Below are 24,702 nucleotides of genomic sequence, written 5' to 3' on the forward strand. Positions count from 1 at the left end.
AAACCGATCGGGCGACGCGTTCCTCCCCGGAACAACGGCGCGACAATCGGCGGTGAAGGTTCCTGGCGGAACCGTGATTGACGCCAGCCCTGAGGGCTGGCGCCGAGGGCGTCAGGCCGCCTGGAGGTTGCCGGCCGAGTCCTTGCCGCTGCGCTTGTCCGTCTGGATCTCGTACGAGACCTTCTGACCCTCGATGAGGTTGCGCATGCCCGCACGCTCGACGGCGGAGATGTGAACGAAGACGTCCTTGCCGCCATCGTCAGGCTGGATGAAGCCGTAGCCCTTGGTCTCGTTGAACCATTTCACAGTGCCGGTATTCACGAATAGATCCTCGTATCGTTCGTCGATCTTCGCACAGCAAAAAGAGATGCCGACGCGAAGATCCTCTTCCAAAACGTCCTGACGGGGACCAGCAGGACGTGAAACGCTTTGGTGTTACAAGCGTCCGGCTCACCGATACCCGCTGGAACCACATGTAGTCGTTTCATGCGGCCGCAACAAGGCATCCCTGGCCCCGGAAGAGTGCCGGGCCGCCCAGCGAGCGCGGGAATGGCCTGCGGCAATGGCGCCAGGCGCTGGGAATTCGAAGCGCTCCGGTGCATATAAGAGTTCGAGTCCAGGCGGTTAGAGCCGCCCACGAAATGTCCGCCGCGGCCCGGCTCGCACGCCGGAGATCTGTCACGGATCGGCGTTGGCGTGGGTCGTTCGAAGTGATGCGGTTAAGGCGGTTCATGGCGGGCATCTCGGTTTCCCTCGAAGGCGCGAACATTCAGCTCTCCTTCCAGAAGGACGACCAAGCGACGGCCGTGGTGATGGATGCGCGCGCCGCCCGCGCCCTCGTCCGCGCCGTCGGCCATCTTCTCACGGCCATCGACGAGCCCGACGAGACCGATGGCCCGGAGGATATGGACGATGAGGATCTGGCGATGCTCGACGTGAGTTCGTCGGCCATCGAGGTGGGCACGGACGAACAGGGTCAGGCGGTCGTGGCGCTCCAGGCCGGCGCTTTGCCGCCCTTTCGGCTGCGCCTGACTGACGAAGAAGCCCGTCACGTCGCGACGAGCCTCTCTGAGATCTTGAGCGCCCCGCGCGATGTGCGTGCGTCACACGGGGACCACTAGGGCGCTCGCCCTAAGCTGAACCAGCCGGCGCCGTGGCGCTAACCCGCTCCGATTACATCCGGACGCCGGGGTCCGTCGGACCACCCGGTAGGTAATCCGGCTCCGAACCGGGCCCGCCCGGAGAATCGATGCCTGGATCGTTGACCGGATAGGGCGTGCGGGGACCCGTGGGGCCGATATCGGGCTGCTCGTCGGGGGTGGGTGGCACGGGCAGATCGCCCGGAATACCACCAGGCAACGGTTCGGGGATCGGTAGGCCGGGATTGGCCATTCGGACTCTCCTGCGATGGGGCTGTGTTCACCAACACGAGCCCCCCGCGGCGGGTTCCGGCACGGCGCCGCCCCGCGCCGCTCGTGAAGACGCCTCAGCGCTTCGCAGCGGCCTTCTGGACCTTGGCCTTTTCCGGTGTCGTATCGGCGAAGAGTTCGGAGAGCCGCCGCTGATCAAGGCCGCGTGTCACGTCCTGGCTCGATGCCGGCTTTCGCACATCGATGGAGCCGGTGGTCACCGGATCGGGAATCGACGCCACGGGCCAGGACGTGGCCGTGGGCTCACGCTGCAGACGCATGGTCCAGTGGGCTGCGGTGGAGAGCGCGGCGATGGCGAGGATCGCCTTGATGCCACCCGTGAGGAGGCGTCTCATTGTGGTCTGGCCCGAAGCTACGCGGTGGCACATAACCGGTTCCCCGGCCTGATACGACTCTCGCGCAGGATCGTTAAAGGACCGCTCCCATCCGCGGCGCGTGACCATCCCGGTTCAGGTCACCGGGACTCATCTTGAAACGTTTCGAGAAGGGTGGGCCTTGCGCCACGGCGACGGTTCCTGTTCCCCGCGCCCGTGACACACCTGCCGCGACCCGGCCCACTAGGCCTCACAGGAACGGAGCAGAGAACTGGTCCGCACCGCCCCGTCACGACAGGCCCCGCCGCCATGCAAAGCCCGAGCGGGTTCGCGAAACCATCGAGCGCATCGGCAGCAGGGAGGATCGGTGTAGGGGTCGGACCGGAAGCCGGCAACTGGCCGCCACGCCGCAGGACATCGTCCCACGGCGTGGCCATCGTTGACGGGAAACCTACCGCAGGGCGCCGCAGAAGCGTTGGATGCGCGTGCAGGCTTCTTCGAGAGCCGCATTCGAGGTGGCGTAGGAGATGCGCAGGTTGGGGCCGAGGCCGAAGGCGGAGCCGTGGACAGCGGCCACGCCCTCGGTCTGGAGCAGCTCCAGCACGAAATCCTCGTCGGTCTCGATCACCTTGCCGGACGGCGCCCGACGCCCGATGGTCTCGGCGCAGGACGGGTAGACGTAGAACGCACCCTCGGGGGTCGGGCACTTCAGCCCCTGCGTCTGGTTCAGCATCGACACCACGAGGTCGCGCCGGGCATGGAACGCCTTGCGGAACTCGGCGAGGTGCGCCTGCGTGCCGTCCAGGGCCGCCACGGCGGCCCATTGCGAGATCGAGCAGGCGCCCGACGTCTGCTGGCCCTGCACGAAGTCCATGGCCTTGATGAGCGTCTCCGGGCCGGCGGCGTAACCGATGCGCCAACCCGTCATGGCATAGGCCTTCGAGACGCCGTTCATCGTGAGCGTGCGCTCGTAGAGGTTCGGCTCGACCTGGGCCGGCGTGACGAACTCGAAGTCGCCGTAGCAGAGGTGCTCGTACATATCGTCGGTGAGCACCCACACGTGCGGATGGCGCAGGAGCACGTCGGTGATCCGCTTCATCTCATCCCGCGCGTAGGCCGCCCCCGAGGGGTTCGAGGGCGAGTTGAGGATGATCCACTTCGTCTTCGGCGTGATCACGCGCTCCAGCTCATCGGGCTGGAGCTTGAAGTCATGTTCCATGGTGGTCTCGGCGAAGACCGGCGTGCCGCCGCACAAAACCACCATCTCCGGATACGAGACCCAGTAGGGGCGCGGGATCACCACCTCGTCGCCGGGGTTCAGGGTGGCGAGCAGCGCGTTGTAGATCACATGCTTGCCGCCGGTGCCGACGATGGTCTGCGACGCCTTGTAGTCCAGTCCGTTCTCGCGCTTGAACTTCTTCACGATGGCCTCGCGCAGGGGCACGATGCCGGAGACGGGCGTGTACTTGGTCTCGCCCCGGGCGATGGCCGCGACGGCCGCGTCCTTGATGTGCTGGGGCGTGTCGAAATCCGGCTCGCCGACCGAGAGGCTGATCACATCCATCCCGCCGGCTTTGAGCTCGCGCGCCTTCTGCGTCATCGCGATGGTCGCGGACGGTTTCACACGCGACAGGGCGTCGGCGAGAAAGCCCATGGGACAGCTCCGGATTTTTTGTGATTTCAGGACGGGCCGGACCCTAAGCGCGGGGGGTTATTCGGGCAAGAGACGGCTCACCCCTTGGTCAAGACAGCGATGGACTGTCCCAGGGGCGCCCCCGAGGGCCAAGGCGCGGTGTTGCCGTCGATGAAGTCGACGGACGTATAGCCGAGGTGCTGCGCCCAGATCGTGATCTGGTTGCGCTCCAGGAACTGGTTGAGGTGCGGCACCGTACTGGCGCGCTGGGCCTGCACCGTCCGCTCGAACACCGCCCAATGGTCGGGGATGGCGAATTCGAGGAACGACAGCACCACCCGTCCGCCCGGACGCAGGGCCCGGTGGGCGTCCTCGAGGTAGAGATAGGTCTCGGCGTGCAGCAAATGCGTGAACACGCTGAAGGCGCACAGCATGTCCACGGACTGCGCCTCCACGGGCAGGGACAGGGCGCGGTTGAGGACGAACTTGTAGGCCTTCGGGGCCTTGGTGCGGGCGTAGTCGAGGAGTGCCGGCACAACGTCGAGGCCGAGATACGAGACGTCCAAGCCCTTGGCCAACGCCACCGCGAGGCGGCCGCTGCCGCAACCGAGATCGACCACCGCCATGCCGGGCGCGAGGCCCGCATGCAGCAGGATCGCGGCCTCGATGGCGCCCACCGCCTCGTAGGAGCCCCCGACCGCCAGACTCATGGCCGTCTCGAGGGGATGCTGGCGCATCAGGTCGGCGACGTAGCGTTCATAATCCTCGACGAAGTGGAAGTTCGCCATGTTTCCTTCAGACCGATCCCGGGGCGAGCGCGCCGCGCCGGCCGTGTCGCATGCCGAACCCGCGCCCGTCACCTCCCGACGCGACAACGCCGCCGTGCCCTGTCGGACGCGGCGGCGCTGTCTTCAGTCGAAATGTCCTGGGTCGAACTCAGCCCCCGAACAGGCGCTTGATGCCGGCGAGCAGGCCGCCGGACTTGGCGGACTCGGCTGCGTCGATCGATGTCTCGGCGGCGTTGACCGTGGCGGGCTTGGGTGCCGATGCGGGCGCCTGGACAAGGCCGAGGGCCGCCGTGTCCGTGGTTTCGCGGTCGATAAGGATGAAACCGCCGGTGTCGCGGTTGGCCGCGTAGGCATCCACGGGCACGGCGCGGTCGAGGGTCAGGACCACGTCGCCGATGTCGTTGGCAACAAGCCGGGTCACCGGCTCGGCCTGCCCCGTCTCGGGGTCGATCCGACTGAGAATCGTGGTCACCACGGCGTTGACCGTCACGGTGCCGATCTTGGCGAGCAGGGTCGCGCCCTGGGACAGCTCGGTCTCGGCCGCCCAGAACAGGCGCGCGTCCAGGGTGTCCGTCACGCGGATCGGAGCGGAGACGGGTGCGATGACGGACCCGCGCGAGGCATCGACCTCGTCGGTGAGGACGAGGGTCACCGACTGGCCCTCCACCGCGTGCGGCAGGTCGCCGTCGGCGGTATAGATGCGGGCGATGGTCGAGGTCCGGCCGGACGGCGCGATGACAACGGCGTCGCCGGGGGCGATCCGGCCGCTGGCGATGAGGCCGGAGAAGCCACGGAAGTCCGAGTTCGGCCGGTTGACCCACTGGACCGCCATGCGGAACGGGGCGGCCTGTTCCTCGACGTGGACGGGCACCTCCTCGAGGTACCGAAGCAGGGGCGTGCCCGTGTACCAGGTGGCGGCGGCGCCCGGCAGCACGACATTGTCGCCGTTCTTGGCTGAGAGCGGAATCGCCCGGACCTCGGTGAAGCCGAGGGGCGCGGCGAACGCCTCGAACGCCGTCGTGATGGTGTCGAACTTGTCCTGCGACCAGCCGACCAGATCCATCTTGTTGATGGCGAGCGCCACGCGCTTGATGCCGAGTAGCGAGACGAGGAGCGCATGGCGTCGCGTCTGCCGGGTCAGGCCCTGACGGGCGTCGACCAGGATCACCGCCACGTCGGCCGTCGAGGCGCCGGTCGCCATGTTGCGGGTGTACTGCTCGTGGCCGGGCGTGTCGGCGACGATGAACGAACGCCGGTCGGTGGAGAAGAACCGATAGGCGACGTCGATGGTGATGCCCTGCTCGCGCTCGGCCTGGAGGCCGTCCACGAGGAGCGCGAGATCGATCTCCTGCCCTTGCGTGCCGTGCTTGCGCGAATCGCGCTGAAGGGCCGTCACCTGATCGTCGAAGATCTGCTTCGTGTCGTGCAGGAGGCGGCCGATGAGGGTCGACTTGCCGTCATCCACGGACCCGCAGGTGATGAAGCGCAGCACCTCCTTGCTCTGGTGTGCGGCGAGAAAGCTGTCGTAGCCGAAGGCTTCGGGCGATTGATGGATGGTCATCTTAGAAATAGCCCTCCTGCTTCTTGCGCTCCATGGCGCCGGCACCGTCCTTGTCGATGACGCGGCCCTGGCGCTCCGAGGTGCGGGCCGCCAGGGTCTCGCCGATGATCTCGGGCAGGGTTGCGGCGTCGCTCTCGACGGCGCCCGTCAGGGGATAGTCGCCCAGCGTGCGGAAGCGGACCGACACGTCCCGCGGGGTCTCACCCGGCTCCAGGGGCAGGCGTGCATCGTCGACCATGATGAGCTGGCCGTCGCGCTCCACCACGGGGCGCGGCTTGGCGAAATACAGCGGCACGATCGGGATGTTTTCCTGCTCGATGTAAAGCCAGACGTCGAGTTCGGTCCAGTTCGAGATCGGAAACACCCGCAGGGATTCACCGCGCTTCTTGCGGAGGTTGTACAGGTGCCACGGCTCGGCGCGCTGGCGCTTGGGGTCCCAGCGATGCTGGGCCGTGCGGAGCGAGAAGATGCGCTCCTTGGCGCGGCTCGCCTCCTCGTCGCGGCGCGCGCCGCCGAAGGCCGCGTCGAACTTGTGCTTGTCCAGGGCCTGCCGGAGGGCCTGGGTCTTCATCACGTCGGTATGGACTTCCGAGCCGTGGCTGATCGGACCGACGCCGCGCGCCAAGCCCTCCTGGTTGGTGTGCACGATGAGATCGAGGCCGAGCTCCTTTGCCCGGGAATCGCGAAACGCGATCATCTCCTTGAACTTCCACGTCGTGTCGATGTGCATCAGGGGGAACGGCAGCCGGCCGGGCGCGAAGGCCTTGAGCGCCAGATGCAGCAGCACCGACGAATCCTTGCCGATGGAGTAGAGCATCACCGGGTTCTCCGTCTCGGCGACGGTCTCCCGCATGATGTGGATGCTCTCGGCCTCCAGGCGCTGGAGATGGGTGAGGCGCTCGGCGCGCGTGGCTGCGAGGGCGGCGCTCATCGGGCCATCTCCGGGGACAGGTTGCGATTGGGGGTCTCGAACGCGGCCGGCTCCTGGCCCGGCTGGACGCGGGCCTCGGGGATTTGCTCGGGCGTATGAATGTGCAAGCCGCATTCCTTCTTCGATGTCTGCTCCCACCACCAGCGCCCAGCGCGCTCGTCCTCGCCCACCTTGATGGCGCGGGTGCAGGGCGCGCAGCCGATGGACGGGAAACCGCGATCGTGCAGAACGTTGTAGGGGATGTAGTTGTCGGCGACGAACCGGTCGACGTCCGCCCGGCTCCAGTCGGCGAGCGGGTTGATCTTGATGAGGCCACGCGCCGCGTCGGCCTCGGCCAGCGGCGTGTCCGCCCGGTTGGCCGACTGCCCGGCACGCAGGCCTGTCAGCCAGCCTGCCGCCCCCTCCAGGGCCCGGCCGAGAGGCTCGACCTTGCGAAAGCCGCAACAGGCCTGCCGGGCGGCGACCGACTGGCGAAAGCCGTTGATGCCCTCCTCGCGCACGAAGCGTTCCTCGGCCTCGCGCTCGGGCACGTAGGCCTGGATGCGGATGCCGTAAGCCGATTCGGTCTCGGTCCAGGTGTCGTAGGTCTCGGGGTAGAGCCGCCCCGTGTCGAGGGTGACGATCTCGGTGCGCCCCTTCGCCATGGCGAGGGCGTGGGTCAGAGCCTGGTCCTCGATCCCGAGACTGGTGGTGAAGACGAGGCGACCGGGCACGGTCGCTTCGATCACGGCAACGCGGCCCTTCAGGTCGAGGTCCGCCATGCGGGCGGCCAGTTCGCGCGCCGCGTGTTCGAGTTGAGAGCTCATAACGGTGTTCGGAATGTCCGCTTGTCTGAGGACTGAAATGTTCGCTATAACGAACGCTGTCAAGGCATCACCGCCTTTGTGCCGGATTTCCGGCCGTGTGGGCGGTGCGATCGGGCAACGGTCCGATCCCGAGATCGGTTGCCTGATCAGGAAAGATCCTTCTCATACGAACGGCGTGCCGTGCTCTCCCGCACGTGTCGCCGTCCCGGAACCGATACGAGGCGACCTTGGATGCCATCGATCTGAAGATCCTCGGGCTGCTGCAGCAGGATGCCACCCTGTCCATCGCCACCATCGGCGAGCGGGTCGGCCTGTCGCAGACCCCCTGCTGGAAGCGCATTCAGCGCCTCGAAGCGGACGGCGTCATCGATCGCCGCGTCGCCGTGCTCGACCCGGTGAAGCTCGGCCTCGGTCTCACCGTGTTCGTCTCCATCGAGACGGCGGACCATTCCCGAGAATGGCTAGAGCGCTTCGCCGAAACCGTCTCGGCCATGCCCGAGGTTCTGGAATTCTACCGCATGGCGGGGGATGTGGATTACATGCTGCGCGTCGTCGTGGCCGATATGCGCGCCTACGACACCTTCTATAAGCATCTCATCGCGACGTTGCCGTTGAAGAACGTCACGTCGCGCTTCGCCATGGAGAAGGTGAAGTCCACGACCGCCCTGCCCCTGCCGGCCCCGCCGACCAACGGACGCTTCGCGCCGACCCTGTCGGTTGTCGCGGGGGAATAGGGCGAAAGAATAAACTTCTGTTTTGCGGCGCAACCGCAGGCAGCTCCTTCTACCGTGACGTCGTTCTGTAAAACGGACATTCCGTTGGACGGGCGGCCGCTCAGGACGACATGGCTCACCCAATGGCACGACACGCGATCCTTCCCCGCACGGCCCCGTTCGAAGACAAGGAACGGGCGAGCCTCGACGCCGTCCTCGGCGCCGCGACCCCGATCCAACGGGCCTGGCTCGCCGGCTTCCTCGCCGGCCTCGACGCCGCCGGCGGCCAGCCCGCCGCCGTTCCGGCCGCACCACCGAAGGCGGCCGAGCCCCTGACGATCCTGTTCGCGAGCGAATCGGGCAACTCCGAGAAGCTCGCCGGCGATCTCGCCAAGCTCGCCCGCAAGAACGGCTTCAAGCCGAAGGTCGTGGATTTCTTCGACCTCGACGTGGCGAGCCTCGCCAAGGAAAAACACGTGGTCGCCATCGCCGCCACCTGGGGCGAGGGCGAGCCCCCCGCCCGGGCGACGCGGGCCTACGGCGAACTTATGGGCGAAGGCGCGCCGCGCCTCGACGGCATCGATTTCGCCGTGCTGTCTCTGGGCGACACCTCCTACGCGGAGTTCTGCGCCATCGGTAAGGCGCTCGACGCCCGCTTCGAGGCCCTCGGTGCCAAGCGTGCTTACGAGCGCGCCGACCTCGACCTCGATTTCGACAAGCCCGCCGCCGAGTGGATCAAGAACACCCTCAAGGCGCTGACCCCGCCGCCCAGCGCCGACAACGTCGTGGCCGTCGATTTCGCGGCCCGCGCCGTTGAGGACGACGAGGAGGCCGAACCGAGCCGTGAGCCGAAGGTGGTCGAGGTCGTCGACCACGTGAACCTGAATTCGTCGCGGTCCGACAAGGAGACGATCCACCTTGCCCTCGAATTCGAGGACGGCGCGCCGGCCTACGAGCCGGGCGACAGCCTCGAGATCTACCCCGAGAACGATCCGGCCCTCGTGGACGAGATCCTGGCCGCCACCGGGCTCTCGGGCGACGCCGCCCTGCGCCAGGCGCTGCTCTCCGAGCGCGACATCACCACCCTGTCGGCCACCACGGTGGAGCGCTTCGCCAAGGCCACCGGCCATGCCGAGGCGCAGAAGCTCATCGACAGCGGCGAGGCCAAGGCCTGGATCGAGGGCCGCCATCTCATCGACCTGATCCAGAGCTTCCCGGCCACCGTCACGGCCGACCACCTCACCACCATCACCCGGCCCCTGCCGCCGCGGGCCTACTCCATCGCGTCGTCGCGCAAGGAAGTGGGCGACGAGGTCCACCTCGTCATCGCGGCCGTGCGCTACGAGACCCATGGCCGGGCCCGCGCCGGCGTCGCCTCGACCCATGTCGCCGACCGCGTGAAGAACGGCGCCAAGCTACGGGTGAAGCTGAAGCCCAACCGCCACTTCCGCCTGCCGCAGGATCCGTCGACCGACATCATCATGGTCGGGCCCGGCACGGGCGTCGCGCCGTTCCGCGCCTTCGTGCAGGAGCGCCGTGCCGTCGAGGCGCCCGGACGGTCGTGGCTGTTCTTCGGCGACCGCCACTTCACCCACGACTTCCTGTACCAGCTCGAGTGGCAGGAGGCCCTGGAAGATGGCTCACTCACGAAGATCGACGTCGCCTTCTCCCGCGACCAGCCCGAGAAGGTCTACGTGCAGGACCGGATCGCCCAGCACGCCCGCGAACTCGTGGAATGGCTCGACGGCGGCGCCAGCTTCTATGTCTGCGGCGACGCCAACCGGATGGCCAAGGACGTGCGCAACGCCGTGGTACGCGCCTACGCCACCGTGAAATCCCTGACCGACGCCGACGCCGAGGCGGCGGTCGCGGCACTGGAGCGCGCCCATCGCTATCAGCAGGACGTGTACTAGGAGCGAACTGAACCCTCCCCCCTCTGCGGGGGAGGGTGCCTGCGGAGCAGGCGGGAGAGGGGAAGCCCTATCCGGAACCGGCGCTCCCTCACCCGACCCGCGACGCGGGCCACCCTCTCCCGCAGAGGGGAGAGGGACGCGCACCCAAGGCACCAGACAAACTCGAAAAGACCGGAATCCCGCCATGGCCGAGCAGACCCCGCCCCGCACCTACGAGACCCCGCCGACGGAGCGCCCGATCACCGAGGCGGAAGCCGCCCGGTCGGCAGGACTCGCGCACAACGAGCACCTGAAGATCGCCTCGGGCTACCTGCGCGGGACCCTGGCCGACGGGCTCCTCAAGCACGCCACGGGCGCCATCTCGGAGGATGACGGCCAGCTCGTGAAGTTCCACGGCATGTACATGCAGGACGACCGCGACATCCGCGCGGAACGCACGAAGAAGAAGCTCGAGAAGTCGTACAGCTTCATGATCCGCCTGCGCATCGCCGGTGGCGTCGTCACCCCGAAGCAGTGGCTGGCGCTGGACGAGATCGCCACGACCTATGCGGGCGGCGCCCTGCGGGCGACCACGCGTCAGACCTTCCAGTATCACGGCGTCATCAAGTCGAACCTCAAGCGCACGATGGCGGCCATCGATGCGACCCTGCTCGACACCATCGCGGCCTGCGGCGACGTCAACCGCAACGTGATGGCGGCGACGAACCCGGCGCAATCCGGCGCGCACAAGGCGGCCTACAAGCTCGGCAAGGACATCTCCGATTCACTCCTGCCGAAGACCAGCGCCTGGCGCGAGATCTGGCTCGACGGCGAGCGCGTGGCCGGCGGCGAGGACGCGGCCGAGATCGAGCCCGTCTACGGCAAGACCTACCTGCCGCGGAAGTTCAAGACCGTGATCGCCGTGCCGCCGTCGAACGAGGTCGACATCTTCGCCCACGACCTCGGCTTCATCGCCATCCTGGACGAGAAGAACGAGGTCAAGGGCTGGAACGTCACGGTTGGCGGCGGCATGGGCATGACCCACGGCGAGACCGACACCTTCCCGCGTACGGCCGACGTCATGTGCTTCGTCGAGCCCGAGGATGCCCTGAAGGCGGCGGAAGCCGTGATGACGGTGCAGCGCGACTGGGGCAACCGCAAGGTCCGCAAGAACGCGCGCTTGAAATACACCATCGAGCGCTACGGCCTCGCCGCCTTCCGGGCCGAGGTCGAGAAGCGCGTCGGCAAGCCGCTGGCCGATCCGAAGCCGTTCGCCTTCACGAACAACGGTGACCGCTACGGCTGGACGGAGGGCGACGATGGCCGCCACCACCTCACGCTCTACATCGCGTCGGGTCGGATCAAGGATTACGACGGCGGCGCCCAGCTCCTCACGGGCCTGCGCCGAATCGCCGAGATCCACGAGGGCGATTTCCGCCTGACGGGCAACCAGAACGTCATCATCGCCAACGTTCCGTCGGAGAAGCGCGCCGAGATCGAGGCGCTGGTCGATCAGTACGGCCTGCTGAAGGGTGCGAGCGCCTTGCGGCGCAACTCCATGGCCTGTGTGGCCCTCCCGACCTGCGGCCTGGCGCTGGCCGAGAGCGAGCGCTACCTGCCCGACCTGATGACCGAGCTGGAAGCGAGCCTCGCGTCGCACGGTCTGGCCGACGACGAGATCACGATCCGGATGACCGGTTGCCCCAACGGCTGCGCCCGGCCCTTCCTCGCCGAGATCGGCCTCGTCGGTCGGGGACCCGAGCGCTATCACCTCTATCTCGGCGCGGCCTTCGATGGTTCGCGCCTGGGCAAGCTCTACGCTGAGGACGTGACGGCCTCCGAGATCAAGACGGTGCTCGATCCGCTGTTCGCCGCCTATGCGAAGAACAAGCAGGCGGGCGAGCGCTTCGGCGATTACCTGATCCGGGACGGGTACGTGACGAAGACGATCAACGGTCCGGATTTCCACGAGAAGATCGGGCCGCTGAAGAGCGCGGCCTGAGCCGAAACGCCGGGGTGGGGATATCCCCACCCCGTTGAATCAGGATCTTTGTTCCTTACGGTCAAGCTCATTCAGGAAGTGGTGAAATTCAGGCGCGGCGTGAACCGTTGGGGCTGATCGTCGTTGACAGGTCAGACAACGCGGGAGGCGTTTATGGCCAAGCACGAGATCCTGAACTTCTTCGAGCATCGTCGTGACGGCGCATGGATCTGCGTGAAGCCGTTCACGCTGACCACGAAATCGAGCAGCGTCGACATCCGCGAGGGCATGCGTTTCGATTACGGCAAACGCATCGGCGGCGTGGATCTGGCGGAATACTTGGAGCAGCTCGGCTCACAATTCGGCTCGTAAGACACAACTCAGATATACCGCGCGCCAGAGATCGTGTTGGCCTTTGACCTCGCGTGCGCCGCCGCCTAGCGTAACGGCCATGACGAGCGCCGCGGCCCCAACGCCCTTCCTTCCGGAGACGGACACCCTTCCGGAAGAGGCAGCGCCCACGACACGCTGCCGCATTCTCGAAACCGCTGAAGCGGCATTTCGGGACATCGGCTACCAGAAGACCACCGTCGCCGACATCGCCCGCACCCTGCGGATGAGCCCGGCCAACGTATATCGGTTCTTTGATTCGAAGAAGGCGATCCACGAAGCCGTCATCCAGCGTCTCATGGATGAGACTGAGCGGCGCGTGACGGTTGCGGCGCAGAGCGGTAATGCGAGCGCTGCGGATCGGCTCGGTGCGGTGATCCGCGTTCTGCACCAAACCTGTGCCGAGCGCTGCGACGCCAATCCCCGGATGCAGGAAATGGTGGCGGCCGCCGTGGCCGAAAGCTGGGACGTCTGCGCCCAGCACATCGAGCGGACCGCCGCGATATTCGAGACCCTGGTAAGGAGTGGCGTCGCCGCGGGGGAATTTGCCGTCGACGACCCGGCCCTGGCCGCCGCCTGCCTGCATACGGCCGTGTTGCGCTACTGCCATCCGACCCTGGTGAGCCAATATCCGAACGTCGGCATTCCGCCGCTGGAGGCCATGATCATGTTCCTGATCAGAGGCTTGCGCCGAATTCCCTAACGCCCCTCAAGCCATCTCGGCCACGATCGCCCGCGCTACGGCAGCAGGATCGGCGGCTCCAGTGATCGGGCGGCCGACCACCACATGGTCGATGCCAGCGCGCCGCGCCGCACCGGGGGTCATCACCCGCTTCTGGTCACCGAGCGCGCTGCCGGCCGGTCGGATCCCGGGGGTGACGATGAGGCGTTCCGGCCCGATCACACTCCGCACGGACGCCGCCTCGACGGCGCTGCAGACGATGCCGTCGATGCCGGCCTCCGCCGCCTGGCGGGACCGTTGCGCCACGAGTTCGGAGACCGGCAGCGCGTAGCCGGCCTCGCGCGCGTCGGCCTCATCGTAGGAGGTCAGCACCGTCACGGCCAGGATTCGAAGATCGCCCGCGCCGCGCCCGCGCACGGCCGCCCGCATGGTCTGCGGGTAGGCGTGCACCGTGAGAAAGGTCGGACCGAGGTCGACGAGCGCCCGCACCCCCTCTTCCACGGTGTTGCCGATGTCGTGCAGTTTGAGATCGAGGAACACCTTGAGGCCGGCGGCGGCGAGGCGCGGCACGAGGGCGAGGCCGCCCGCATAGGCGAGGCGGTAGCCGATCTTGTAGAAGGTCGCCGCATCACCGATGCGCTCCACCAGGCTTTCCGCCTCCGAGACCGTCGCGACGTCGAGGGCGACGATGAGGCGGTCGCGCGGATCGGTGATGGTGGACATGGGCAAATCCTGGCCGTTGCGCTGCGTCGGGCCGGCCATCCCGCGTCCGGCCCGCGCTGTCAACGCGAGGGTGAGGCGTGCGGGCGCATGGCGTGCGCGACCTCGGCCCGCAGCACCGGCAGCAGCTCGGCCTCGAACCACGGATTGGCCTTGAGCCAGCCGCTGTTGCGCCAGGATGGGTGCGGCAGGGGCAGCACGCGCGGCCGGCGCGGCGCATCGAGCACGGTGCGCCACCCCCGGACGGTCTCGGTGAGGCCCCCCTTGGCCCGGCCGAGGTGCCAGGCCTGCGCGTACTGCCCGATGACGAGGATGAGTTCGAGCTGCGGCAAGCCGGCGAACAGCTCCTCCCGCCAGCGCTCGGCGCACTCGCGCCGGGGCGGCCGGTCCCCACCCTTGGAATCGTAGCCGGGAAAGCAGGCCCCCATGGGGACGATGGCGAGGCGCGAGGCGTCGTAGAAGGCCGCCTCGTCGAGGCCGAGCCAGTCACGCAGGCGGATGCCGGAGGGGTCCATGAACGGGATGCCGCTCTTGTCGGCCTTGTTGCCGGGCGCCTGACTGGCGATGCACAGGCGCGCGCTGGAACTTCCCTGGACGATGGGGCGCGGCTCCTGAGGCAGGGGCGGTCCGTAGACCGGCGCATCGCGACAGAGGCGGCAGGCGCGTAGGGACGCGGCGGTGGCGCTGAAATCGGGGGCGGAGTGCATGCTGACGGGGACATAGGAAGCCGGCCCGTTCCGGCACAGGGGATGCGGGAACGCGGGCGCCCCGCGGCTCTTGGTTTGTCATCCCGCCGGATCGACCGGCTTCCCAAGGCGACGGAGTTCCCATGCCCTTCCTCGACACCCCGGACGGCACCCGACTGTACTACAAGGACTGGGGCACCGGCCGCCCCGTCGTGTTCATCCACGGCTGGCCCCTGGACGCCGACATGTGGGAGTATCAGATGCCCGCCGTCACCGAGGCGGGGTTTCGCACAGTCGCCTATGACCGGCGCGGCTTCGGCCGCTCGGACCAGCCCTGGGGCGGCTACGATTATGACACCTTCGCGGACGATCTGAAGGCGGTGCTGGACGGGCTCGACATCCAGGACGTCGCCCTGGTCGGCTTCTCCATGGGCGGCGGCGAGATCGCGCGGTACATGTCGCGCCACGGCGGCGCACGAGTGTCCCGCGTGGCCCTCGTCTCGGCAGTGACGCCGATGATGCTGAAGACTCCCGACCACCCGCAAGGCGTCGAGGCCGGCGTGTTCGAGGGCATGATCGAGGGTTTGAAAGCCGACCGCCCGCATTTCCTCGCGAACTTCGCCAAGACCTTCTTCGGGGCCGGCGTCTTCACCGCGCCGACCTCCAGCGAGCTGATGGGCTGGACGGGCGACCTTGCCATGCGCGCCTCGCCGAAGGCCACCACCGCCTGCGTCCGGGCCTTCGGCGAAACGGATTTCCGCCCCGACATGGCGCATATCCGGGTACCGACCCTCATCGTCCATGGCGACGACGACCAGACCGTGCCCATTGATGCGTCGGGCCGGGCGGCGGCCGCGGCGATCCCGGGTTCGACCCTCGTCGTCTACGAGGGCGCCTCCCATGCCTTGCCCTTCACACATGCAGAGCGACTTACGAACGATCTGCTGGCGTTTCTCAAGGCGTAGCCGCCCGGAACCTATGCCCGCACATCGTCTTGATCCGATATCGACCCGATCAGCGGCAGACGATCGACGACATAGGTTGGTTTTCCCGATGCGGAATTCTTGACCCGGACCGGAACGTCCTGCTGGAAATCATAAAAAGGATGAACCGGATGAAGGCATTGTGCTGGCACGGCAAGGGCGACATCCGGTGCGATACGGTACCGGACCCGAAGATCGAGGATGCCCGCGACGTCATCATCAAGGTGACGTCGTGCGCCATCTGCGGCTCCGACCTCCACCTCATGGACGGTCAGATGCCGACCATGGAGAGCGGCGACGTTCTCGGCCACGAGTTCATGGGTGAAGTGGTCGAGGTCGGGACCGGCTTCACCAAGTTCAAGAAGGGCGACCGGATCGTCGTGCCCTTCAACATCAATTGCGGCGAATGCCGCCAGTGCAAGCTCGGCAACTATTCCGTCTGTCAGCGTTCCAACCGCAACGGCGCCATGGCGGCGGCACAGTTCGGCTACACCACGGCCGGCCTGTTCGGATACTCGCACCTCACCGGCGGCTATGCCGGCGGTCAGGCCGAGTACGTACGGGTGCCCATGGCCGATGTCGCCCCCATGCTGGCGCCCGAGGGCATGGACGACGAGCACCTCCTGTTCCTCACCGACATCCTGCCCACGGGCTGGCAGGGCGCCGAGCATTGCGAGATTCGGGGCGGCGAGAGCATCGCCATCTGGGGCGCGGGGCCCGTCGGCCTGTTCACGATCCAGTCGGCGAAGATCATGGGGGCCGAACGCATCATCGTCATCGAGACGGTGCCCGAGCGCATCGCGCTGGCGCGCAAATCCGGCGCCACCGACATCATCGACTTCATGAAGGAAGACGTGTTCGAGCGGATCAAGGAGATCACCAAGGGCGAGGGCGCCGACGCCGTCATCGACTGTGTCGGGATGGAGGCCACCGCCGGCCACGGCGTCGCCGGGATCATCAGCACCCTGCAGGAGAAGCTCACCTCGACGGAGCGGCCCTACGTTCTCATGGAGGCGATCAAGGCCGTGCGTCCCTGCGGCATCGTCTCGATCCCGGGCGTCTATGGTGGCCCGCTGCCCATCAACATGGGATCGATCGTCCAGAAGGGCCTGACCCTCAAGAGTGGCCAGACCCACGTGAAACGCTACCTCGAGACCCTGACGAAGCTGATCCAGGCGGGGCGGTTCGACATGACGTCGATGATCACCCACCGCTCGACGGACCTCGCCGACGGCCCCGACCTCTACAAGACGTTCCGCGACAAGAAGGACGGCTGCGTCAAGGTGGTGTTCCACCCGAACTGAGCGCACGGGACGGTGCTGCGCAGGACGCCTGGACCGGGATCGCATCCGGTTCAGGATCGTTGCCGTCACGGCGACGGCGGGTGAAGGAAAGCGGAATGGCGTTCAAGGCGAAGTCGGCGTCGGAGACCAAGGCGGCGGACCTCGCCGGTGCCCTTGTCCGGATCGCCGACCGGGAGGGCGCACCGCTCCGGATCGGCGTCGACGAATTGCGACGGGGCAACCCGCGCCTGACGCCGCTCGCCATCGGCCAGATGTTTCGCAAGCATCGCGACATTCTGGACGCCGCCCTTTCGGAGCGGGGTTACGTCCTTCTGGATTACGCCGATCAGGGAACGGGCCTCGGCATGGCGTTCTCCATCGACCCCGCGTGAGACGCGGGGCCGTTCGATTACACGCCCTTGAGGCCGTCGAGATCGAGGGGTAGGGAGCGAAGACGCCGGCCGGTGGCGGCAAAAACGGCGTTCGAGATGGCCGGGGCGATCACCGGCACGCCCGGTTCGCCGATGCCCGTGGGGGCCGCGGTGGAGGGCATGATGTGGACTTCGACCACCGGCATCTCGCTCATGCGGGTCGGCTCGTAGGTGTCGAAGTTCCGCTCCTGCACCACGCCGTCCTTGAGGGTGATCCGGTTGCGCAGGACCGAAGAGAGGGCAAAGCCCACGGCCCCCTCGACCTGAGCCCGGATGATGTCCGGATTGACCGCGATGCCGACGTCGACGGCGGCGACGATGCGGTTCACCTTCACCTTCGCCCCCTCCGTCGTCACCTCGGCCACCATGGCGACGTAGGAGCCGAAGGATTCGTGGGCCGCGACGCCGAAGCCGTGGCCCTTGCCGCCGTCCGCCTTGCCCGGCGACCGGGCTGCCCAGCCGGCCTTCTCGGCGGCGAGCGACAGGACGCCCGACAGGCGCGGGGCGCTCTTCAGCATGCCGAGGCGATAGGCGACGGGGTCGGCGCCCGCCGCGTGGGCGAGCTCGTCGACGAACACCTCCATGGCCTGGGCCGTGTGGGTGTGGCCGACGGAGCGCCACCACAACACCGGCACGCCCTCGCGGGCGTTGTGCACCTCGAACCGGTAGGCCGGCAGGGCATAGGGGGTGTCGGACGCGCCTTCGATGGAGGTCGAATCGATGCCGTCCTTCACCAGCATCGCCTCGAAGGGCGAACCGATCATGATCGACTTGCCGATCATGCGATGCTCCCAGCCGACCACGGCGCCGGCGGCGTCGAGACCGGCCCGAAGCTTGTGCACGACCATGGGACGGTAATAGCCCCCGGCCATGTCGTCCTCGCGGGTCCAGACGAGGTGGACCGGGGCCTTGCCCCCCGTGGCCTTCACGATGGCGGCCGTCTCGGCGAAGTAATCGGCGCCCGGCGTCGCGCGCCGGCCGAACGATCCGCCGGCCCATTGGGTGTGCAGGCGAACCTTGTCGGTGGTCACCCCGAGGGTGGCGGCGACGACGGCCTGCTCGATGGTCTGGATCTGACAGCCGGCGAAGACGTCGTAGGTGCCGTCGGGCGCCCGCTCGATGGTGGCGTTGAGGGGCTCCAGGGCCGCGTGCGCGAGGTAGGGGAAGGTGAATTCCGCCTCCAGCACCTTGGCGGCCCCCGCGATGGCGCCGCCTGCGTCGCCGCGCCGGGACGCCACGAGGCCGGGACTTTTCAGGCGCTCGCGATACTCGGCGAGGATCGCGTCGGAAGAGCGGGTCTCGGCGCCCGAATCGTCCCAGGTCACCTCCAGGACCTCGCGGCCCTTCATGGCCGACCACGTGTCCTTGGCGATGACCGCCACGCCCGTGGGGATCGTCACCACGTCGAGGACGCCCGGCATGGCGCGGGCGGCCTTGCTGTTCACGGCCGCCACCACGCCGCCGAAGCGGGGCGCGTGCAGCACCACGGCCGTGACCTGACCGGGACGCCGGATGTCCATGGCATAGGTGGCGCTGCCGTCGGTCTTGGCCGTCGAATCGAGGCGCGGCACCTTGGTGCCGATGAGCGTCCACTGGCCGGGCTGCTTGAGGGTGGGCTCCTGCGGCACCGGTTGTGCCGCCGCGGCCTCGGCCAGCTCGCCGAAGCGCGCCTGCCGGTTCGAGGCGGCGTGGCGCACCGTGCCGTTCGAGACGGTGATCTCGCCGGCCGGAACCGTCCAGCGCTCGGCGGCGGAGGCCACCAGCATGGCGCGGGCGGCGGCGCCGGCCCGGCGCAGCTGCAACCAGGAATTGGCGATGGCCGTTGAGCCGCCCGTCCCCTGGACGGGTCCCATGAGCAGGTTGTTGTAGAGCGCCGCATCCGCTGGGGCGAAGGCGGTGCGGACGGTCGCCCAGTCGGCGTCGAGTTCGTCGGCCAGGATCGTGGCGAGACCCGTGGTGTTGCCCTGGCCCATGTCGAGGTGCTTGATCATCACCGTGACGGAATCGTCGGCGGCGATCCGTACGAAGGCGTTGGGCTGGGGCCGGCCGCCGGTGAGATCGGGCCCGCCGGCCGCGCGGGCTTGGCGCGGGCCGCCCAGGTTGAAGCCGATGAGGAGCGCGCCCGTCGTGGCGGCGACGCCCCCCAGGAAGGCGCGGCGGGACGGGACGGTCTCGAGGGCCTGGCGGACCTTCGGCATGGCGGGCTCCAATTCGGACGGGTCGTATCAGGCGGGTCTTGGTTCGGGCCGGCGGACAATCAGGCGAGGCTGCGGGCCGCCTCGTGGATCGCCGCGCGGATGCGCTGGTAGGTGCCGCAGCGGCAGACGTTGCCGTCCATGGCCCCGTCGATCTCTGCATCCGTCGGCTTGGCCTTGTCGGACAGGAGACCGATGGCCGACATCATCTGGCCGGACTGGCAGTAGCCGCACTGAACCACGTCGAGACCGCGCCAAGCCGTCCGCACGGCGTCGGCGACGCGCCCCGACACGCCCTCGATGGTGGTGACCTTGGCCTCGCCGATGTCGCCGATCCGTGTCTGGCAGGCGCGCACGGGCTGGCCGTCGAGGTGGACTGTACAGGCCCCGCATTGCGCGATGCCGCAGCCGTACTTGGTGCCGGTCTTGTCGAGATGATCGCGCAACACCCACAGGAGCGGCGTCTCGGGATCGGCCTCGATGCTGTGAGCGACGCCGTTGACGGTCAGCTTCACCATGGGTCGTGCTCCTGGCTCGCGTTCTGGAACGAGGCTAAACTGCAAAATACGTTATCCATGTGCGTCATCACACGTCGCCGACCCACCCTGCGGATGAGAGACGGGCACGCTGTCGTCGTGCGGAATCGAGACAATGCGAAGGAATACGGCAGGTCGTTTTTAACACATCGGGGCCACTTTAACCCCGGTCGTATTCCGACATGCCCGCGCTCACCCCGATCGCGGCACCCCTTCGTGTGATCCTGCAAGACGGCAATGTCCGACCTGACAGCGGAGATGATTCAACGTGGGCGCGGATCGTACGCCCCGGAGGCGATTCGTCGCCGGGAGGTCGCGCGCGAAATGCGCTCCGCCCGAGAGAAGCTGACATCGACGAGCGGCCTCGAACGCGCCTTCGACTATGAACTCGTCCGCGTCTACGCGCAGTACCGGTCCGGCGCCGTCATTCCCCTCGCGCTCCTCGGCCTCGCCATCGTGGGGACCTCCGCCCTGTGGGTTGCGCCCCTGATCGCGGTCCTCTGGGGGGCCTGCCTGATGGGGGCCGTGGCCCTATCGTGGTTTGCCACCCGGCGCTTCTTGGCGCAGGCCCCGGAAGCGGCCTCCGTCACGACGTGGCGGCGCACCTTCATGGCGTGCGAGGTCGTACAGAGCACGTCCTGGGCGCTGATGATCTTCGTCGGCACGACGCCGGGCGCCCGCACCTTCGTGCTGTTCGGCCTCGTGATCGTCGCGGCGGTGGCGACCATGCTCGCCGCGACCCTGCCGGCGGCGGCGGTGGCCGCCCTCGTTCCCCTGAACATCGCCGCGCTGTCCCTGCTCGCATTCTCGCACGACATGGACACGGCGATGTTGGTCGCCATGGTGGTCGGCGCGCAGGTGTTCTTCGTGGGGCTGGCCCGGCGCGTCTATGCCTCCACCGTGGGCGCCCTCAAATCCCAGGCGGAGAAGGACGCGATCTTCGGCGAACTCGAACAGGCCAAGGCGAATTCCGACGAAGCGCGACGCCGGGCGGAGGAGGCCAACCTCGCCAAGAGCCGATTCCTCGCCACCATGAGCCACGAGCTGCGCACGCCGCTCAACGCCATCCTGGGCTTCTCGGAAGTGATGAAGAACGAGGTGTTCGGCGCCCACGTGGCGCCCTCCTACAAGGAATACGCGTCCGACATCCACGACAGCGGCCTGCATCTCCTCAATCTTATCGACGAGATCCTCGACCTGTCGCGCATCGAGGCGGGGCGCTACGAACTCAACGAAGAGGCGATCCAGCTCGGCTACGCCGTGGACGAATGCCGCCACATGGTCGGCCTGCGTGCCCGCAGCAAGGGCCAGACCTTCCATGAGCTGATCGACGACACCCTGCCGCGCCTGTGGGCCGACGAGCGGGCCCTGCGCCAGATCATCCTCAATCTTCTGTCGAACGCCGTGAAGTTCACGCCGCCCGGCGGCGAGATCACCATCAAGGTCGGCTGGACCTCCTCGGGTGGGCAATACGTCAGCGTGAAGGACAGCGGGCCGGGCATTCCGGAGGACGAACTCGGCACGGTGATGTCGTCCTTCGGGCGCGGGTCACTTGCCATCAAGACCGCCGAACAGGGGTCCGGCCTCGGCCTGCCCATCGTCAAGGGTCTCGTCGATCTGCACGGCGGCAACTTCGTGCTGAAGTCGAAGCCGCGCGAAGGCACCGAGGTGGTGGTGACCTTCCCGGCGAGCCGCGTCATGGACGCTCTGCCGGCCCTGGATCTGCCGAGCGAGGCGCCGTTTGACCGGGACGTCGAACACGCCGCCGACGTCACGCGCGGGCGGTCCGCGGCGCGGGCGGCCTGAACCCCGTCCGAGCGAGGCCTCGGGCCGAGGTCGGGCGCGGAGCCTCCCGCAAAAACCGCATGGCCCGCCCGTTGCTTTCCCGTATCGTGTCATCGCGTCGGCCGGCCCGGTCGCGGGATACGGAGTTCGCGGACGATGGGTCGGACGGATCGCACCACGCTCGCCCCGCCATCCCTCGAGCGGCAACAGCTGGACGCGGCCTATCGCCGGATCACCTGGCGGCTGCTTCCGTTCCTGATGACCCTGTGGATCCTGTCCTGGATCGACCGGGTCAACATCGGATTCGCCAAGCTGCAGATGCTCGCCGACCTACGGTTCAGCGAGACCATCTACGGCATCGGCGCGGGCATCTTCTTCCTCGGGTACTTCCTCTGCGAGGTTCCGAGCAATCTCCTCCTGGAGCATATCGGCGCCCGCCGGACCATCGCGCGCATCACCTTCCTGTGGGGCGCCTGCTGCGTGGCGATGATGTTCGTGACCACGCCGGCCGGATTCTACGTGCTGCGCTTCCTGCTCGGCGTGTTCGAGGCCGGGTTCTATCCCGGCGTGATCCTGTTCCTGACCTACTGGTACCCGACGGAACGGCGCGCGCGGGTGTTCGGCCTGTTCATGTCGGCCTCGGCCCTGGCCGGAGTCATCGGCGGCCCCCTCGCCGGCGCGATCATGACTGGACTCGACGGCGTGAACGGCTGGGCCGGCTGGCAATGGGTGTTCCTCATCGAGGGAATCCCGTCGATCCTCGCCGGCCTCGTCACCCTGGTCTACCTCACCGACCGGCCCGCGAAGGCCGGCTGGCTCACCCCCGTGCAGAAGGCTCTGGTGGAAACCGACCTCGCCCGCGACGCGGCGGCCCTGGGACCGCGCGAGCATCGCATCCTCGCCTCCCTCAAGGATGCCCGCGTCTGGCAGTGCATCGCGATCTTCTTCTGCATCGTCACCGCCAACTCGGCCCTCACCTTCTTCGGGCCGAGCGTGGTGCGGGAGGCGGGGTTCACCGATCCGCTCACCATCGGCTGGATCATGTCGGGGGCCTATCTCTGCGGCGGCGCCGGGATGATCTTCAACGGGCTGCATTCCGACCGCTCCGGCGAGTCGCGGCTGCATTGCGGCGCGCCCGCCCTCGTCGGTGCAGCCGCCATCCTGCTCCTCGGATTCCTCGTGCCGGTGAGCCCAGGCCTCTCCGTCGTCGCCCTGACGGTGGCCATCGTCGGCACCATGAGCGCGATCCCGGTGTTCTGGCAGATCCCCGGACGATTCCTGGCCGGGTCCGCCGCCGCCGCCGGCATCGCGCTGATCAATTCGGTGGCCAATCTCGCGGGCTTCGGCGCCCCGGCGGCCATGGGGTACCTGCGCGAGCACACGGGCTCCGTCGCCACCGGCCTCTGGATCGTGGCCGCCTTCGAGGCCGCCGCCCTCGTCCTCATCCTCGCCTTCGTCCCGCCCCGGGCGCCCGCCCCGGAACGCCGCGTCGCGGCGGCCTGAACGGCATCGCGTGCTCAAGGAGCCTTTTCATGGATCGACAAGCCCTGACACGTCGCAGCCTCGTCGGCGTCGGACTCGGCGGGGCCGCCATGGCCGCCGCCCCCGGTGTCCTGGCGCAGGCGAACCCGCCTCCGGCCGACCCGGCCAGGCCGGGGACGCTGACCACGGCTCCGGTCTCGCAGGCGGGCCTCGGGCCGCGCCTGACGCTGCACGCCATCGACAACTTCCACGGTACGCCCGGTGCCGGGATGGTCTGCGATCTCTCGATCCGCGAGGGCGACACCTACCGGCCGATCAAGACGGTCACCACCGCCGCCAACGGCCGCACGCCCGAGCCCCTCCTGTCGGAGGACGCCTTGAGGGTCGGCCACTACGAACTGCTCCTGCATTTCGAGGAGTACTTCGCCCGAACCGGCGCCAGCCTGCCGAGCCCGAACTTCCTCGGCCTCGTCCCCGTGCGCTTCGTCATCCGGGACGCGAGCCAGCGCTACCACCTGCCGGTGCTGTTCACGCCGTGGGGCTATTCCTACTATCGCGGCAGCTGACGCGACCGCCCCCGATCGACCCTTCCCCCAGGAGAAACGAGCCCCCATGGCCGGTATCACCACACACGTGCTCGACGCGGATCGCGGACGCCCGGCGCCGGGGGTGCGCATCGATTTCTCGGTGATGGAAGACGGCGCGTGGCGCCACGTCAAATCCGTCGTCACCAATGCGGATGGGCGCACCGACGCGCCGATCCTGCCCGGAACCGAAGCCAGGATCGGCCAATACCAGCTCGAATTCCACATCGACGCCTATCTCAAGGCCAAGCCCGGCGTCACGGAAGCCGACATCTTCGTCGACAATCCGGTGGTGCGCTTCTCGGTCTCCGACGTGAAGCAGCACTATCACGTGCCGATGCTGTGCACGCCCGGCAACTGCACGACCTATCGCGGGAGCTGACGGGTGACGACGGATCTGGCGACCCTCAACACCCTCGACCGTGTGGCCTTCGTCACCCTTCTGGGCGGCGTATTCGAACATGCCGCCTGGGTCGCCGAGGGCGCCTTTACGGCCCGGCCCTTCGCCGACATCGCCGCCCTGCACGGGGCGATGATGGGCGTAGTGCGGGCGGCGTCGCCGGAGGAGCGCCGGGCGTTCCTCAACGGCCACCCGGAACTTGCCGGCCCGGAGGCGCGGGCACGCAGCATGACGGCCGATTCGGTGAGCGAGCAGGGCAGCGCCGCCCTCGACCGCATGCCCCAGGCGGATGCGAACGCCTTCGACCGGCTGAACGCCGCCTATCGCGGGAAGTTCGGCTTTCCCTTCATCGTGGCCGTGCGGGGCCGCGACCGGGCCGAAATCCTGCGGATCTTCGAAGCGCGCGTGCTTCGGGGCGAAGCGGAGGAGGAGGCGACGGCCCTCGACGAGATCGCCCTCATCACTCGGATGCGCCTCGACCGCCTGCTCGCCTGAG

Annotated in this window: 26 protein-coding genes; 14 read left to right on the forward strand and 12 right to left on the reverse strand. The window is 67.9% G+C overall.

Annotation, left to right across the window (positions count from 1 at the left end):
- Positions 1 to 111 precede the first annotated feature (111 nt).
- Entirely contained in the window at positions 112 to 321 is a 210-nt protein-coding gene (locus MFF01_RS17710) for a cold-shock protein (protein WP_026175704.1), read from the reverse strand.
- Positions 322 to 731: 410 nt separating this feature from the next.
- Here MFF01_RS17710 and MFF01_RS17715 point away from each other — a divergent pair, with 410 nt between their 5' ends.
- Complete coding sequence (locus MFF01_RS17715) at positions 732 to 1,121, forward strand: hypothetical protein (RefSeq protein WP_306421619.1); 390 nt, start codon at positions 732 to 734, stop codon at positions 1,119 to 1,121.
- 52 nt (positions 1,122 to 1,173) lie between these two features.
- On the opposite strand, the gene MFF01_RS17720 is transcribed toward MFF01_RS17715, so the two are convergent.
- The 7 genes from MFF01_RS17720 to MFF01_RS17750 form a co-directional block, all read right to left on the reverse strand.
- Positions 1,174 to 1,392: a hypothetical protein gene (locus MFF01_RS17720; RefSeq protein ID WP_238227443.1), complete on the reverse strand. Its 219-nt coding sequence runs from the start codon at positions 1,390 to 1,392 to the stop codon at positions 1,174 to 1,176.
- A gap of 94 nt (positions 1,393 to 1,486) precedes the next feature.
- Positions 1,487 to 1,765, reverse strand: a complete 279-nt coding sequence (locus tag MFF01_RS17725; protein WP_238227444.1) for a hypothetical protein — start codon at positions 1,763 to 1,765, stop codon at positions 1,487 to 1,489.
- Positions 1,766 to 2,195: 430 nt separating this feature from the next.
- Positions 2,196 to 3,398, reverse strand: coding sequence for a pyridoxal phosphate-dependent aminotransferase (locus tag MFF01_RS17730; protein ID WP_238227445.1), 1,203 nt, complete (start codon positions 3,396 to 3,398; stop codon positions 2,196 to 2,198).
- Positions 3,399 to 3,475: 77 nt separating this feature from the next.
- The gene (locus tag MFF01_RS17735; RefSeq protein WP_238227446.1) at positions 3,476 to 4,165 is read right to left on the reverse strand and encodes a class I SAM-dependent methyltransferase; all 690 of its coding nucleotides are present in this window, start codon (positions 4,163 to 4,165) and stop codon (positions 3,476 to 3,478) included.
- A gap of 148 nt (positions 4,166 to 4,313) precedes the next feature.
- On the reverse strand, positions 4,314 to 5,726 hold the full coding sequence (gene cysN / locus MFF01_RS17740; RefSeq protein WP_238227447.1) for a sulfate adenylyltransferase subunit CysN: 1,413 nt from the start codon (positions 5,724 to 5,726) through the stop codon (positions 4,314 to 4,316).
- Between the two features lies 1 nt (position 5,727).
- Entirely contained in the window at positions 5,728 to 6,657 is a 930-nt protein-coding gene (gene cysD / locus MFF01_RS17745) for a sulfate adenylyltransferase subunit CysD (protein WP_238227448.1), read from the reverse strand.
- Positions 6,654 to 7,463 (reverse strand): phosphoadenylyl-sulfate reductase, encoded by an 810-nt coding sequence (locus MFF01_RS17750; protein WP_238227449.1) that lies wholly within the window; start codon positions 7,461 to 7,463, stop codon positions 6,654 to 6,656. Before MFF01_RS17750 ends, cysD begins: the two co-directional genes overlap by 4 nt.
- Positions 7,464 to 7,690: 227 nt before the next feature.
- Between MFF01_RS17750 and MFF01_RS17755 the strand changes: the two genes are divergently transcribed.
- The 5 genes from MFF01_RS17755 to MFF01_RS17775 all read left to right on the forward strand — a co-directional run bounded on the left by MFF01_RS17755 (position 7,691) and on the right by MFF01_RS17775 (position 13,142).
- Positions 7,691 to 8,197: an Lrp/AsnC family transcriptional regulator gene (locus tag MFF01_RS17755; RefSeq protein ID WP_238227451.1), complete on the forward strand. Its 507-nt coding sequence runs from the start codon at positions 7,691 to 7,693 to the stop codon at positions 8,195 to 8,197.
- A 122-nt stretch (positions 8,198 to 8,319) separates the two neighbouring features.
- A complete protein-coding gene (locus tag MFF01_RS17760) occupies positions 8,320 to 10,089 on the forward strand; it encodes a diflavin oxidoreductase (RefSeq protein ID WP_238227453.1) in 1,770 nt (589 codons plus the stop codon).
- A gap of 184 nt (positions 10,090 to 10,273) precedes the next feature.
- Positions 10,274 to 12,070, forward strand: a complete 1,797-nt coding sequence (locus tag MFF01_RS17765; RefSeq protein ID WP_238227455.1) for an NADPH-dependent assimilatory sulfite reductase hemoprotein subunit — start codon at positions 10,274 to 10,276, stop codon at positions 12,068 to 12,070.
- A gap of 153 nt (positions 12,071 to 12,223) precedes the next feature.
- Positions 12,224 to 12,421, forward strand: a complete 198-nt coding sequence (locus tag MFF01_RS17770; protein WP_238227458.1) for a hypothetical protein — start codon at positions 12,224 to 12,226, stop codon at positions 12,419 to 12,421.
- A gap of 79 nt (positions 12,422 to 12,500) precedes the next feature.
- Positions 12,501 to 13,142: a TetR/AcrR family transcriptional regulator gene (locus MFF01_RS17775; RefSeq protein WP_238227459.1), complete on the forward strand. Its 642-nt coding sequence runs from the start codon at positions 12,501 to 12,503 to the stop codon at positions 13,140 to 13,142.
- Positions 13,143 to 13,148: 6 nt separating this feature from the next.
- On the opposite strand, the gene pyrF is transcribed toward MFF01_RS17775, so the two are convergent.
- Complete coding sequence (gene pyrF / locus MFF01_RS17780) at positions 13,149 to 13,844, reverse strand: orotidine-5'-phosphate decarboxylase (RefSeq protein ID WP_238227460.1); 696 nt, start codon at positions 13,842 to 13,844, stop codon at positions 13,149 to 13,151.
- Between the two features lie 59 nt (positions 13,845 to 13,903).
- Positions 13,904 to 14,548, reverse strand: a complete 645-nt coding sequence (locus tag MFF01_RS17785; protein WP_238227461.1) for a uracil-DNA glycosylase family protein — start codon at positions 14,546 to 14,548, stop codon at positions 13,904 to 13,906.
- 122 nt (positions 14,549 to 14,670) lie between these two features.
- On the opposite strand from MFF01_RS17785, the gene MFF01_RS17790 reads away from it, so the two are divergent.
- The 3 genes from MFF01_RS17790 to MFF01_RS17800 all read left to right on the forward strand — a co-directional run bounded on the left by MFF01_RS17790 (position 14,671) and on the right by MFF01_RS17800 (position 17,185).
- On the forward strand, positions 14,671 to 15,492 hold the full coding sequence (locus MFF01_RS17790; RefSeq protein WP_238227462.1) for an alpha/beta fold hydrolase: 822 nt from the start codon (positions 14,671 to 14,673) through the stop codon (positions 15,490 to 15,492).
- Positions 15,493 to 15,641: 149 nt separating this feature from the next.
- Complete coding sequence (locus MFF01_RS17795) at positions 15,642 to 16,814, forward strand: zinc-dependent alcohol dehydrogenase (protein ID WP_238227463.1); 1,173 nt, start codon at positions 15,642 to 15,644, stop codon at positions 16,812 to 16,814.
- A 95-nt stretch (positions 16,815 to 16,909) separates the two neighbouring features.
- Entirely contained in the window at positions 16,910 to 17,185 is a 276-nt protein-coding gene (locus tag MFF01_RS17800; protein WP_238227464.1) for an adenylosuccinate synthase, read from the forward strand.
- 17 nt (positions 17,186 to 17,202) lie between these two features.
- Here the strand turns inward: MFF01_RS17800 and MFF01_RS17805 are convergent, their stop codons facing one another.
- Positions 17,203 to 19,422, reverse strand: coding sequence for a xanthine dehydrogenase family protein molybdopterin-binding subunit (locus MFF01_RS17805; protein WP_238227465.1), 2,220 nt, complete (start codon positions 19,420 to 19,422; stop codon positions 17,203 to 17,205).
- Between the two features lie 59 nt (positions 19,423 to 19,481).
- Positions 19,482 to 19,937 carry a (2Fe-2S)-binding protein gene (locus MFF01_RS17810; RefSeq protein ID WP_238227467.1) on the reverse strand — a complete coding sequence of 152 codons (456 nt, stop codon included), beginning with the start codon at positions 19,935 to 19,937 and terminating at the stop codon, positions 19,482 to 19,484.
- 255 nt (positions 19,938 to 20,192) lie between these two features.
- On the opposite strand from MFF01_RS17810, the gene MFF01_RS17815 reads away from it, so the two are divergent.
- The 5 genes from MFF01_RS17815 to uraD all read left to right on the forward strand — a co-directional run bounded on the left by MFF01_RS17815 (position 20,193) and on the right by uraD (position 24,701).
- A complete protein-coding gene (locus MFF01_RS17815; protein ID WP_238227468.1) occupies positions 20,193 to 21,761 on the forward strand; it encodes a sensor histidine kinase in 1,569 nt (522 codons plus the stop codon).
- A gap of 135 nt (positions 21,762 to 21,896) precedes the next feature.
- Positions 21,897 to 23,243 carry an MFS transporter gene (locus tag MFF01_RS17820; protein WP_238227469.1) on the forward strand — a complete coding sequence of 449 codons (1,347 nt, stop codon included), beginning with the start codon at positions 21,897 to 21,899 and terminating at the stop codon, positions 23,241 to 23,243.
- Between the two features lie 29 nt (positions 23,244 to 23,272).
- Positions 23,273 to 23,788 carry a hydroxyisourate hydrolase gene (uraH, locus tag MFF01_RS17825; protein ID WP_238227470.1) on the forward strand — a complete coding sequence of 172 codons (516 nt, stop codon included), beginning with the start codon at positions 23,273 to 23,275 and terminating at the stop codon, positions 23,786 to 23,788.
- A gap of 46 nt (positions 23,789 to 23,834) precedes the next feature.
- The gene (gene uraH / locus MFF01_RS17830) at positions 23,835 to 24,188 is read left to right on the forward strand and encodes a hydroxyisourate hydrolase (protein WP_238227471.1); all 354 of its coding nucleotides are present in this window, start codon (positions 23,835 to 23,837) and stop codon (positions 24,186 to 24,188) included.
- A 3-nt stretch (positions 24,189 to 24,191) separates the two neighbouring features.
- Complete coding sequence (gene uraD, locus MFF01_RS17835; protein WP_238227472.1) at positions 24,192 to 24,701, forward strand: 2-oxo-4-hydroxy-4-carboxy-5-ureidoimidazoline decarboxylase; 510 nt, start codon at positions 24,192 to 24,194, stop codon at positions 24,699 to 24,701.
- The last annotated feature ends 1 nt before the right edge of the window (position 24,702 follow it).

Source organism: Methylobacterium adhaesivum (assembly GCF_022179065.1).
Lineage (GTDB): Bacteria > Pseudomonadota > Alphaproteobacteria > Rhizobiales > Beijerinckiaceae > Methylobacterium > Methylobacterium adhaesivum.